Origin of the sequence: Streptomyces sp. NPDC086080, from assembly GCF_044540255.1 — a bacterium.
Taxonomy (GTDB): domain Bacteria; phylum Actinomycetota; class Actinomycetes; order Streptomycetales; family Streptomycetaceae; genus Streptomyces.
In genome coordinates this window covers 122,476-134,614 of sequence record NZ_JBITRU010000020.1, presented here as the reverse complement: position 1 = coordinate 134,614, position 12,139 = coordinate 122,476, and the positions used below count along the sequence as shown (strand labels likewise).

The 12,139-nt window shown below is 74.3% G+C and carries 10 protein-coding genes; 2 read left to right on the top strand and 8 right to left on the bottom strand.

Annotated elements, in window-relative coordinates:
- Nucleotides 1-11 precede the first annotated feature (11 nt).
- From ACIF9R_RS23590 to ACIF9R_RS23575, 4 genes are all read right to left on the bottom strand, one after another.
- On the bottom strand, nucleotides 12-1,277 hold the full coding sequence (locus ACIF9R_RS23590; protein WP_399983378.1) for a VWA-like domain-containing protein: 1,266 nt from the start codon (nucleotides 1,275-1,277) through the stop codon (nucleotides 12-14).
- Nucleotides 1,274-2,509 carry an AAA family ATPase gene (locus ACIF9R_RS23585; RefSeq protein ID WP_399983375.1) on the bottom strand — a complete coding sequence of 412 codons (1,236 nt, stop codon included), beginning with the start codon at nucleotides 2,507-2,509 and terminating at the stop codon, nucleotides 1,274-1,276. The genes ACIF9R_RS23590 and ACIF9R_RS23585 overlap by 4 nt, the downstream gene beginning before the upstream one ends.
- 51 nt (nucleotides 2,510-2,560) lie before the next feature.
- Nucleotides 2,561-3,967, bottom strand: coding sequence for a hypothetical protein (locus ACIF9R_RS23580; protein ID WP_399983372.1), 1,407 nt, complete (start codon nucleotides 3,965-3,967; stop codon nucleotides 2,561-2,563).
- A 523-nt stretch (nucleotides 3,968-4,490) separates the two neighbouring features.
- Entirely contained in the window at nucleotides 4,491-4,715 is a 225-nt protein-coding gene (locus ACIF9R_RS23575; protein ID WP_399983370.1) for a hypothetical protein, read from the bottom strand.
- 175 nt (nucleotides 4,716-4,890) lie between these two features.
- Here ACIF9R_RS23575 and ACIF9R_RS23570 point away from each other — a divergent pair, with 175 nt between their 5' ends.
- Entirely contained in the window at nucleotides 4,891-5,364 is a 474-nt protein-coding gene (locus ACIF9R_RS23570; protein WP_399983367.1) for a carboxymuconolactone decarboxylase family protein, read from the top strand.
- Between the two features lie 81 nt (nucleotides 5,365-5,445).
- On the opposite strand, the gene msrA is transcribed toward ACIF9R_RS23570, so the two are convergent.
- Complete coding sequence (msrA, locus tag ACIF9R_RS23565; protein WP_399983364.1) at nucleotides 5,446-5,958, bottom strand: peptide-methionine (S)-S-oxide reductase MsrA; 513 nt, start codon at nucleotides 5,956-5,958, stop codon at nucleotides 5,446-5,448.
- Nucleotides 5,959-6,083: 125 nt separating this feature from the next.
- On the opposite strand from msrA, the gene ACIF9R_RS23560 reads away from it, so the two are divergent.
- Nucleotides 6,084-7,016 (top strand): phosphotransferase family protein, encoded by a 933-nt coding sequence (locus ACIF9R_RS23560; protein WP_399983361.1) that lies wholly within the window; start codon nucleotides 6,084-6,086, stop codon nucleotides 7,014-7,016.
- A 131-nt stretch (nucleotides 7,017-7,147) separates the two neighbouring features.
- Here the strand turns inward: ACIF9R_RS23560 and ACIF9R_RS23555 are convergent, their stop codons facing one another.
- From ACIF9R_RS23555 to ACIF9R_RS23545, 3 genes are all read right to left on the bottom strand, one after another.
- Entirely contained in the window at nucleotides 7,148-7,591 is a 444-nt protein-coding gene (locus tag ACIF9R_RS23555) for an ATP-binding protein (RefSeq protein WP_399983359.1), read from the bottom strand.
- Between the two features lie 90 nt (nucleotides 7,592-7,681).
- A complete protein-coding gene (locus tag ACIF9R_RS23550) occupies nucleotides 7,682-9,799 on the bottom strand; it encodes a S9 family peptidase (RefSeq protein ID WP_399983356.1) in 2,118 nt (705 codons plus the stop codon).
- Nucleotides 9,800-9,804: 5 nt separating this feature from the next.
- Nucleotides 9,805-11,589 carry an N-acetylglutaminylglutamine amidotransferase gene (locus tag ACIF9R_RS23545; RefSeq protein ID WP_399983353.1) on the bottom strand — a complete coding sequence of 595 codons (1,785 nt, stop codon included), beginning with the start codon at nucleotides 11,587-11,589 and terminating at the stop codon, nucleotides 9,805-9,807.
- Nucleotides 11,590-12,139 lie beyond the last annotated feature (550 nt).

Sequence of the window (12,139 nt, the reverse complement as noted above, 5' to 3'; positions counted from 1 at the left end):
CCCGGCGCCGCTCACCGGGGCCCGGGTTCCGCGCCGATGGTCACCACACGGGCCCAGTCGGGCGGGTTGTCCGGTACGTAGTCGGGGTCGTTCTCGTCCGGTGAGGCGTGCTCCCGGGGGAACAGACCCACCACGGTCCGGCAGGGTGGCCGTCGGTCGGGCCAGGGGGTCTGTCCGTCGGTGAGGACGACGACGACGTCCGGCCGGGGCCGGGAGGCGAGGGCCCGGGCGAAGCCGGTCCGCAGATCGGTGCCGCCGCCCCCTGTCAGCGGTATTCCCTCGGCGCGGCACAGCCGGTGCACCGGACCGGCCGCCGCGTCGCAGGGCACCACGGAGACCGTGTCGCGGCGGCCGCCCACGGCCCGGGAGAGCGCGGCGACCTCCAGCAGTGCGCTGCCCAGCTCGGTGTCGCTGACCGAGCCCGAGGTGTCGATGACGACCGACACCCGGGGCGGAGTCCTCCGCAGGCCCGGCAGGACGGCGCCGGGCACGCCCGCCGACCGCCGGGCCGGCCTGCCGTAGCTGTAATCGTCCCCCGCGCCGGAGCCGGAGACCGCCGAACGGAGCGCCGCGCCCAGCAGTTCCCGCCAGGGCTGCGGTGGATGGAACGCCTCCTCCGCCCATCGCCGCCACCCCTTAGGCGCGTTGCCCGGCCGGGCGGTGATGCCCCGCGCCACGCGGAAGCGGACGGCGTCGCGTTCCTGCTCGCTGAGCCCGTGCGCGCCGTCCGGGCCGAGGTCCCACTCCCGTTCGAGTCCGTCGGCGCCGCTGCCGCAGTCCAGCCAGACCATGCCCTGGGTGTACGGGCCCAGTGTGAAGCGGCGCAGGTAGTCCTCCATCAGTTCCCCGGAGGACAGCCCGAGGGTGGCCGGCAGCACCACGTCCTCGGGTCGCGCCAGCCCGTCGCCGTAGATGTCGTCGTTGATCTCGCAGTCGGCGGCGATGTTGATCCGCAGCCGCTCACCGGGCCCGTGCAGTCCCCGTTCGCGGGCCACCCGGTCGCCGCGTCCGTGGTGGTCCCGGAGCAGGTGCGACACCTCGTGCACCCAGACGCCGGCCAGTTGCTCGACCGGTGTGGCGTCCACGAACGCCGGCGAGACGTAGCAGCGCCAGTGCCGGTCGACGGCCATGGTCGGCACGCGCCGTGACTCGACGGGATGCAGCGCGAACAGCGCCGTGGCGAGGTAGGGCCGGGCGCGGGCGGCCTGCAGCCGCGCGGCGAGCAGTTTACCGAGGTCGAGCGCGGGTGCCGGTGTGCGCGGCGGGTGCGTGCTCATCGGCCCGCCGTCGCACCGGCCGTGACGCGGGCCGCGGCCCGGTCCGCGCGCCGGGACAGGGAGACGGCGGACGTGAGCCGTTCGATCGTCTCCGGGACGTCCCAGTCCTCCCGGCGCAGTGCGGCGAGCGTGGTCGCGGGGACGACGACCAGGTCGGGCGCCCCGGTGTCGAGCGCGCGGGCGAGGAGCGCCCAGGCGGCGTCCCAGCGGGACTTCTCCGGGCGGGCGCGCACGGCGGCCACCACCGCGTCGAGCACGGCCTGCCGCAGATCGCCCCGCTCGGGCAGGTCGGCGCCCGCCGGGTCGGCGAGCAGCGTCTCGGGGTCGGGGAGGTCCAGCCGGTCGAGGCTCGCCAGGAGTTCCAGGCCGGGTCCGTCGCCGACGGTGCCGCGGACCAGCAGGGAGAGGACGTCGCGGGAGGAGCCTGCCGCGGTCGCGAAGGCGATCAGGGTCAGGGTCATGTCCCAGCTGCGCGGGGAGGGCCAGGGGCCGCCCCGGCGGGTCTCGCTGCCCGGCAGCCGGTGCACGAGCGGGGGCCGGGCGGTGAGGAACGCGCACACCGCGCGCCGGGCGAAGCGCACCGCTTCGGGGAGCTTCCCCGGATCGAGCCGGGGCAGGGTCGCCCGGGGCCAGGTGCCGCCGAGTCCGCGGACGACGACCTCGTGATCGTGGGTCCAGTTCAGGTGCACGAACCGGTTGGCCAGCGGCGGACTGAGTTCCCAGCCGTCGGCCGCCGAGGCCCGCGGGTTGGCGGCGGCCACGATCCGTACACCGGGCGGCAGCCGCAGAGCGCCGATCCGGCGCTCCAGCACGAGCCGCAGCAGGGCGGCTTGGACGGCGGGCGGCGCGGTGGACAGTTCGTCGAGGAACAGCAGGCCCCGGCCCGCCCGGACCAGGCGCACGGCCCAGTCCGGCGGGGCCATGGGGACGCCCTGTTCGGCGGGGTCGTCGCCGACGACGGGCAGCCCGGAGAAGTCGGACGGCTCGTGGACGCTGGCGATCACCGTGGTCAGGGGCAGGTCCAGGGAGGCGGCCAGCTGGTTCAGGGCGGCTGTCTTGCCGATCCCCGGCTCGCCCCACAGCAGTACGGGCAGGTCCGCGGCGACGGCCAGGGTCAGGGCCTCCAGCTGGACGTCGGGGCGGGGTTCGGTGGAGGTGTCGCGCAGCAGGGTGAGCAGGTCGGCGGCGACGTCGAGCCGGGAGCCGGGTGCGGCAAGGGCGGAGGAAGGCATGGGTGATCACCTGTGTGTGAGTGGTGGACGGGGAGAAGGTTCCCCGGGACGTCAGGCGTGCGTCGCGTGGCGCGGGTGGGAGCGATGGTCGTGGGGACGGGGACGGGCGGGGTGGAGCCACTCGGGTGCGGGTGCGCTCAGACCCGTCCGGTAGAGCCCGTAGGTGATCCGCCGCAGCGCCGCCGCCTCGAGTTCGTCCCGCAGGGGCCCGCTGCGCAGGCGCGCGCCGGGTCCCAGCAGGTTCTCGACGACGGCGAGCGCCCCGGCGACGTCACCGTGGTCGAGACGTTCGCGTACGCCCGTGAGGCAGTCCGGTCGCCGGTGGGCCCGGTCGATCGCGCGCAGGCAGGGCAGCGGTGTGCCGGTCAGTTCGGCCAGCAGTTCCTCCCGCCGGATCTCGTCCGCGGAGTGGTCCAGGGGGACGAGTACGCCGTCGGCCAGTCCGATCCGGTGCCGTGCTCCGCGGCACTCCACGATGTGGGGCGGTGTCGGGCCGGGTGGCGGGGGCGGGCCGGCCGCCGTACGGCCCGGTGCGAGGGCGGCGGCGACCAGGGGATGCAGCCGGCCCGCGTCGATCGCCCCGGCGCGCAGGAGTTCGAGGTCGGGGAGGACATGGGTGGCCGCGTCGGGCAGGACGGGTAGTGCGGAGGCGGGGCCGGCGGTGCCCGCGGGGCCGATCCACGCGGGGGCCGGACCGGGTCCGTCGTCGTCGCCGTCGTCGGGGAGGGTCAGGACGAGCCGTCGGCCCGCCCCGAGCCGTACGGCGACGGCGCCGGACGTGCGTCCGGCGTCGCGGAGCACGATCCGGGCCTCGTCCGGCCAGCGGTCGACGGCGCAGTGGTGTCCGGGTGGGAGCGGTCCGGCCGCCGCCGAGTGCGTCGTCGCCGGGCCGTCACCGGTGGAGTGGCGGGCCCCGGACCGGTACCCGAGTTCTTCCGTGCGGCGGGCGTCCCACAGGTGACGGTGCAGGTCGAGGCGGAAGCGCGGGCCGGGGCGCGGATGCGGGTGCTGCCGGTCACCCTCGCGAAGCCGTACCCCGTCCCACAGGGTCAGGCTCATGCGCTGGCCGCCGTCCGCCCACGCGGGCGGGGTCCGGACCACCAGGTGCACCGGGCCGGGTCCGCCGGGCCCCGCCGTGGCGTAGCGGGCCAGGGTGACCGTCAGGCCGGGGCGCAGCAGCCCGTCGGGGGCGATCCTCGGCATGTGCCAGCGCAGCAGGTCGGGTGCCAAGTGGCGTAGGTCCGCGCGGACTTGTGTCACGAGTTCCCGGCCGTGGGTGCGGGCCAGGGGACGCAGGCGCAGGTCGACGTCGATTCCCGCGGCGGCGCAGGCCCCGGCCCAGTCGCCGAGGTGCCGACGGGCGGTCGCGGTCTCGATCATGGAGGGCGGCACGGCGTACTCACGCACGCGCAGCCAGAAGGAAAGGCGGGAGTCCTCGTCCGCGGTGAGTGTGCTCATCAGCACTCACCTTGCGTGGACGAGACCCCCAATCCGAGGAGGGAGTGAGTCATCATCGCGGTGAGCATAGCCCGCAGTTCACGCCGTGTCAGGTGTCTTTCCCGATCGGCTCCGGTCACTGTCGGCAACGGCGGCCGGGGAGGCGGTCGGTGCGAGGCCGTGAGCGGCAACCGGGGCGCGGCCGGTCCGCGGGGGAACCGGTCGTCAGGGGCGCCGGGGCGGACTCGCCGCCCAAGAGCCCGTCGCGCGGTGGCTCGTGACCGCCCCTGTTCGCCTGATCGCGGGAGGGGACCTGCGACAGGGCGGCAGAGGCGCTGTCGTCCCGTCAGAAGGCGGACCGTGCCCCCCGGGGCACGGTGTGCGGCGCGCGAGGCGGCTGACACGGCAGGCACGTGTGCGGTGCGGGCGGGGGTGCCCACGTCCCGCCCTTCCTCCCTGGCCCGCCGATCCGATTGCCCGGCCCGCGTACCTCCTGAGGCGATGTCAGGGGCCATGACGACCGGGTCCGGCATCCGCGGCGGATTCAGAACAACTCGCCCTGCTCGGCGAGGTCGGTCCGGCGCGGGACGCGGGGCGGGCCGGGGCGCCGTGCCGCAGGCTCCTCACCGAACAGTGGTTCCGTGCCGCACTCGTCGGGCTCGGCCGGCACCACGACGGGGCCCGTGCCGACGTTGAGGAACAGCGGGGCGTCCCGGTCGAAGTCCCCGGGCGTCATGTCCGTCCAGTCGCGTTCCCGACGCTCACTCACCGGCGCTCCGCTCCCCGTTCACCGGGCCAGGTTAGCGGCCGTACGACGGCCGGCGGACGGGGCTCCGCTCAGGGCCGCCCGGCCGGGAGACGTAGGTCACACCGCGTGGCCGTCACACACCAGCGGGCCGGTCCGTCAGTGCGGTGCGAACCGGAAAACCGACCAAGGAGATCTCATGAACCCGCGTCTCGACTTCTTCGGCAACGCCCTCGCCGCCAAGGTGATGCGGCACATCAACTCGGCGGGCAGGGCCGTGACGGACTCGGGGCTGCCGCACACCACCCAGGAACTGGTGAAGATCCGTGCCAGCCAGATCAACGGCTGCGGTTTCTGCACCGACATGCACACCAAGGACGCCGCCGCGGCCGGGGAGACCCCGGTCCGGCTGCATCTGGTCGCCGCCTGGCGTGAGGCCACGGTCTTCACCGAGGCCGAGCGTGCCGCTCTGGAGCTGACCGAGCAGGGCACCCGGATCGCCGACGCGGCCGGCGGGGTGAGTGACGAGGTCTGGGCGAACGCGGCCAAGCACTACGACGAGGACCAGCTCGTCGCCCTCGTCTCCCTCATCGCCGTCATCAACGCCTACAACCGCGTCAACGTCATCAACCAGCAGCCCGCGGGCGACTACCGGCCCGGCCAGTTCGGCTGACCCGGCGGCCGGCCGGCCATCGGCTCGTGAGGGGAGGGCGCGCCGCCGAGCGTGCGCGCCCTCCTCAGGTGTCCCCCCGGGTCAGGACTCCGTGCGCTTCGGCAGACGCCAGTCGGGGCGTACGAAGTGGCAGGTGTAGCCGTCCGGGTAGCGCTGCAGGTAGTCCTGGTGCTCGGGCTCGGCCTCCCAGAAGGGACCGGCCGGCGCGACCTCGGTCACCACCTTGCCCGGCCACAGCCCGGAGGCGTCGACATCGGCGATCGTGTCCTCGGCGACACGCTTCTGCTCGTCGTCGAGGTAGAAGATGGCCGAGCGGTAGCTCGTCCCGATGTCGTTTCCCTGCTGGTTCTTGGTGGTCGGGTCGTGGATCTGGAAGAAGTACTCCAGGATCGTGCGGTAGTCCGTGACGGCGGGGTCGTACGTGATCTCGATCGATTCGGCGTGGGTGCCGTGGTTGCGGTAGGTGGCGTGGGGCACGTCACCGCCGCTGTATCCCACCCGGGTGGTCAGCACGCCCGGGAATGTGCGGATCAGTTCCTCCATGCCCCAGAAGCAGCCGCCCGCGAGCAGTGCCCTCTCCTCGGTCCTCGTCATGTCGTCCGCCCTTCTCCCAGGTGTCCTGCGGCGTACCTCGGTGAGAACCCCGCCGCGAACCCCATTGTTCCGGCCGCCCCGGCACCCCCGTACGGCGGGCCCGCCCCACCCCCTACTCTGCCCGCATGCTGATCAACACGCGGGCCTGGGTGGAGCGGGAACTGGCGGCGGGTGAGCGCGTCGAGGGTGTGTCGGTCCTGCGAGGGGGCTGGACGTCACAGATGCGCCGGCTTGATCTGCGCGGGCCCCGCGGGCGACGGTCCCTGGTGCTGCGATCGTTCGTCACACCCTTCTTCGTACGCCACGCGGAGGGGCTGCTGAGCCGTGAGGCGGCCGTGCTGTCCCTGCTCCGGGAGACGGATGTGCCCGCCGCCGCGCTCGTCGCGGTGGACGCGACGGCACGGCACTGCGACCACCCGTCCCTGCTGATGTCCCTGCTGCCCGGGGCGGTACGGGTGGACGACGAGGGCGCCGACGAACGTGCCGCGCTGCTCGCGGGGCAGTTGGCGCGCATTCACCGGTTGCGGGTGACCGCGCGGACCCGGCCCCGCGTCTACCAGGCGTGGACCTCCGCCGAGCGGGTGCGCCCGCCCGGGGACACCCGGCGGCTGGAGCTCTGGCGGCATGCCGTCGACGTCATCCGCCGGGAGCCGCCGGCGTACCGGGGCTGCTTCCTGCACCGGGACTTCCATCCCGGCAACGTGCTCTTCACCGAGGAAAACGCCGGACCACGGATCAGCGGGGTCGTCGACTGGGTGGAGACCTCCTGGGGCCCGGCCGATCTGGACGTGGCCCACTGCGCGACCGCCCTCACCCTGCTGCACGGGGTCGGCACGGGGATGCGTTTCGCCGACCTGTACACCGCCGCGGGCGGGACCCTGGCCGAGGACCCGGGCGCTCATCTCCACTGGCGGCTGCTCGATGCCCTGGCCCACGCGCCCGACGCGGAGAAGCTCGCCGTCCCCTGGCGGGAGCTGGGCCGGACCGATCTGACGCCGGGCGTGCTGGCGCACCGGCTGGAGGGGTACGTGGAGGCCCTCCTCGAACGCTACGGGTGAGGCCTCCCGACACGCCGCTCGCACCGCCCCGGACGGCAGCCGGTGCCATCGGGCAACCTTCCGTCCCGCCTCGACGCCCGGCCGCGTACCGCTCGCTCGTCCGCGACGGTCCTCCCCGTCCGGGTGAGCGTTCAGGCGAGGAGGGAGATACGGGCGGTAATGCTCTTCCCGGCCGCTTCCTGGCGCACGTCCAGTGCCTGGGCGACGGCCATCACGATCTCCAGTCCGTGCTGGCCCACCCGGCCGGGATCGGCGTTCCTGGCGACGGGCGCGTCGGGGTTGCCGTCGTGGACGATCACCTCGAGGGCATCGCCGGCGAGCCGCAGGTCCAGTTCGACGGGGCCCGGCGCGTACTTGCGGGCGTTGGTGACCAGCTCGCTCACGACGAGCTGGGTGATCTCCACCACGCGCGTCGACACCTGCAGGCCGTCCTCCGCCCGGGCCCGGGTCAGGAACGCGGCCGCGAGCCGGCGGGCCTCGGCTATCCAGGCACCGTCCCCGTCCAGGGCGTAGGAAGCCCGCAGCCCGGGTGCCCCTGGCACGGTTTCCCCTTCGTCGAAAGGAACTGGTTCCATCCGGTCCGCCTTTACTCACCGATCACACCGCGCGACTACCCGCATCGCTCCCCCGCACGCCACAGAAGTGTGACAGGTACCTCGGACATCTCAGCCCGCCAGGTGCCGCTCCATCCAGTCGGCGGCACTCCGGTGGAACAGCCGACGGTTGTCGGCGCGGAGGAAGTCGTGCCCCTCGTGGCGCAGCAGGAGGAGTTCGGCCTCCAGTCCGCGCTCCCTGGCCGCCCGGACGAACTGCTCGGACTCGCCCGGGGGCACGTTGGTGTCGTGCTCGCCGTGCACCGCCAGGACCGGGGCCCGCAGAGCGTCGATGCGGCTCATCGGCGACAGTGTGTGCAGGAGTTCCCGGTCGTGTTCCGGGTGCCCGTACTTGTGGGCGGCGGACTGCGCGAGCCAGGGCTCGGTCCCGGCGAAGAAGCTGGCGAAGTCCGACATGCCGCAGACCGCCACGCCCGTGCGGAACAGGTCCGGGTGCCACACCAGGGACGCCATCACCAGATAGCCGCCGTACGAGCGGCCCATCACGGCCATCCGCCGGGGGTCCGCCAGGCCCTGGACGATCGCGTGCGCCGCGCAGTCGGCGACATCGTTGATGGCGTCGAAGCGCCCCGCGCCCAGGTCGGCGTCCACGAACGAGCGGCCGTACCCGGACGAGCCGCGGACATCGGGCGCGAACACGTCCAGTCCTCTGCCGAGCAGTTCGAGGTAGAGCGGTTCGAGCACGGGGCGTTCCTGTTCCTCCGGACCGCCGTGCAGATGCAGGACGCACGGTGCCGGTTCGCCGGGCGAGCGGCCCGGGGCACGGTAGTACCAGCCACCCAGGGTGAGCCCGTCGCGGGCCACCGGACTCATGGGCATCGGTCGCACGGGCGTACGGCCTGCCGGGACGGCGTCCTCGTCGCGCGAGGACCACGGGGTGCGCAGGGGCAGTCCGTGCGGCAGCCACCACACTCCGGGATGGCGCCGGGACCCGGACAGCGCGACAACGGTGATGTCGGGGTCGGCGGTGGGCGCGATGCGCGTGACCACCTCGTGAGGCAGCTCGACGGTCCGTGCGGCACCGGCCGAGGCGGGGGGTGGCGGCGGGGCGGTCTCCGGCCCGTCGTCGGGCGGTGGGGCCGCGGTGAGCCCGGCGACCTCCAGTTCGCTCACCCCGCGCACGTTCCACGCCAGCACGGCGCGCCGCCCGTCCCGGCCCAGGGCGAGCAGTTCCAGGCCGCAGTCGGGCCGCTGGGCGGCCACCGTGGTACCGAGCAGATGTCCCCGGGGATCGAGCCGGGCGGCCACGAGAGCGGCATGCTCCCGGCCGCCGTCGCTGCGCAGCCACACCGTGCCGGCGTCCGGGGAGAAGCCGCCGACCCACGGATCTCCGTCGGCGACCGGCAGCGCGCAGGTCACCACCCGGTCGCCGGTGCGGACGACGAGGGCCTCGCGGCGCCCTCGGGGGCCCCGGTACACGAGGGCGAGCCGGCCGTCCCGGCTGAGGTCGCACACCCGCTGGTTGGCCGCGCCGCGTTCACTCGCCAGCAGGACGGGAGCGGCCACGCCCTCCGGGTCGACGAGATACGCGGACAGGGCCCGCGGCTGCGGCTCCTCGGCGAAGACCGTCCGGTCGCCGCCGACGGCCTCCGGGGGCCCGATGCGCGGTCCGCCCGGTTCCAGCAGCACTGCACGGCCGTCGCGGGCCCGGGGGGCCGCTGGGGAGGCGCCCGGCGGCCCAGGCGTCGCCGGGGCCGGCCCCGGGCGTGCGGCGAAGGGCGGGGCGGAGTCCGTGACGGTCACCGCGACCGCGGAGCCGTCGTGCTGCCAGCAGCCGAGGCGTGCGGAGGTGCCCGGTTCACCGCCGGCCAGCAGGTGCCGTCCGGTGCCGTCGGGGCGTACGCACAGGACGCGGGTGAGTTCGCCACCGTCAGGTGCGGCGGTGTAGGCGATCCAGCGTCCGTCCGGGGACCAGGACACCTCCGTGACCGGATCGGGGTCGGCGTCGAGCCGGCGTACCTCCTCGCCGATCACCGGGGCGGTCCACAGCTGCGGCACCCCGGCCCGGTCACAGATGAAGGCGACGGTCCGGCCGCCGGGGTCCACGGAGGGGTACCAGCAGCCGTGAACGGCCGGGGGCGGTATGTCGTACGGCGTCGCCGTGTCCGCCAGCCGTACCCGCTCCGGTGCGGGATGCGCCCGCGTGGCGGCGTCGGTGCGTGTCTCCATGGCCGTCAACGGATCCCGTGCGTCTGCAGCCAGGTCTCCAGCAGGGCCGTCTGCCACAGGGCGTTCGCCCCCCGCCTGGTGCGGTGCGCGTCGGGCGCGGCGAGCAGTTCGGTGACGTAGTCCTCGCGGAAGACGCCGCGGGCCCTGGCCTCGGGGGCGGTGAGGGTCTCGCGGACCCGCTGGAGGACGGGTCCGGCCATGTGCCTGATCGCCGGGACGGGGAAGTAGCCCTTGGGCCGGTCGACGACCTGACGCGGCAGGACCCGGCGTCCGGCGGCCTTGAGGACGCCCTTTCCGCCGTCCGCGAGCTTCAGCTCGGGCGGGCAGGCGGCGGCCAGTTCGACCAATTCGTGGTCGAGGAACGGCACTCTGGCCTCGAGGCCCCAGTCCATCGTCATGTTGTCGACCCGTTTGACCGGATCGTCGGTCATCATCACGAGCGTGTCCAGACGGAGATCGGCGTCGAGCGCCGTCTCGGCGCCCTCGGCCGCCATGTGCGCGCGGACGAACTCGGCGGAGGTGTCCCGGTCGGGCAGCAGGCCGGGCCGGAGCACGGCCGCGAGGTCGGCGTGCGAGCGGTCGAAGTACGTCTCGATGTACGCCTCCGCGGCATCCCGGCGCGGCACATCCGCCGTCCGCGGATACCAGTCGTAGCCGGCGAACACCTCGTCGGCACCCTGGCCGCTCTGCACCACCTTGACCTCCTTGGCCACCTGCTCCGACAGCAGGTGGAAGGCCACCACGTCATGGCTCATCATCGGCTCGCTCATCGCGCGGACCGCCCCGTCCAGGGCACCTGCGACCCGGTCGGAGGGGACCATCAGCTGGTGGTGGCGGGTGTCGAAATGCCGGGCCACGAGGTCGGAGTAGTGGAACTCGTCGCCCTCCTCGTCGCCCTCGGACTCGAAACCGACGCTGAAGGTCGCCAGGTCCTCCTGGCCCTCGTCGGCCAGCAGCGCGACGATCAGGCTCGAGTCCAGGCCACCCGAGAGCAGCACTCCCACCGGCACATCGGCGACCATGCGACGGCGTACGGCGGTGCGCAGGGCGTCCAGTACGGCGTCGGTCCAGTCATCGGCACCGAGGCCGGCGTACTCGGGCCGGCGGGTGTGGACGGGGTGCCAGTAGCGGTGATCCTCGTGGCTGCCGTCGGGCCGGACGACCCGCACCGTGGCCGGGGGCAGCTTGCGTACGCCGTTGAGGACCGTGTGGGGCGCGGCGACGGTCGCATGCCAGCTGAAGTACTGGTGCAGGGCGACGGGGTCGAGCGAGGTGTCGACACCACCGGCCGCGAGCAGCGCGGGCAGGGAGGAGGCGAACCTGAGGCGTTCGGTCGTGGCGGAGAGGTAGAGCGGCTTGATGCCGAGCCGGTCGCGGGCCAGGACCACGCGCCCGGTGTCCTGCTCGACGATCACGAAGGCGAACATGCCGTGGAAATGCGTGACGCAGTCGGTGCCCCACTGCTGATACGCCTTGAGCACCACCTCGGTGTCGGACCGCGAGTGGAAGCGGTGGCCGAGGGCGTGCAGCTCGTCGCGCAACTCGCGGTAGTTGTAGACGCAGCCGTTGAAGACACCGGCGAGGCGGGCGCGGGGGTCGGTCATGGGCTGGGCACCGCTGTCCGACAGGTCGATGATCTTCAGTCGGCGGTGGCCCAGGGCCACCGGCCCCTGGGACCAGAGGCCACGGCCGTCGGGACCGCGCGGCGCGAGCCGTTCGGTCATGCGTTCCACCGCCGCGATGTCCGGCCACCCGCCGTCGAACCGTATCTCCCCGCTGAGCCCGCACATCAGCGGGTCCTCCCCTCACTCGGGGCCGGGACCCGGTCGGGGCCCGCGGCCCGGTCGGGGCCCGCGGCCCGGTCGGGGCCCGCGGCCCGGTCGGGGCCCGCGGCCCGGTCACCCTCCCGTACCGGGCCCCCCGCACGGGCCCGGACCCGGCCACGTCCCGCCCTCCGGTCGGCGCCGCGGCCCAGGGCCCGTTCCCCGCCATGGCCACAGCCGTCCGAGGCCAGGCTCTCGGCCACACGGCCTTCCCCCTCCCGGGCCACGCCGAGGTCCGGATCCAGGGCCTCGGCGACGCAATCCGGAATCCCGTCGACGCCCCCGCCCGGGACCCGGCTGTCAACGCGGCCCGGAACCCGGCCTCGGCCGCAGCCTCCCGAGGCCCGAGCCCCGCCCAGGTCCAGGACCACGCCGCCGCCGGGGCCGCCCTGGCCGACACCGCGGTCCATGAACCGACCCCGGCCACGGTCCGGCTCCTCCCGGGCCACGCCGAGGTCCTGGGACGGGGCCCGGTCACCGTTCGGGACTCCGTGAACACCGTGGCCCAAGGCCCGGC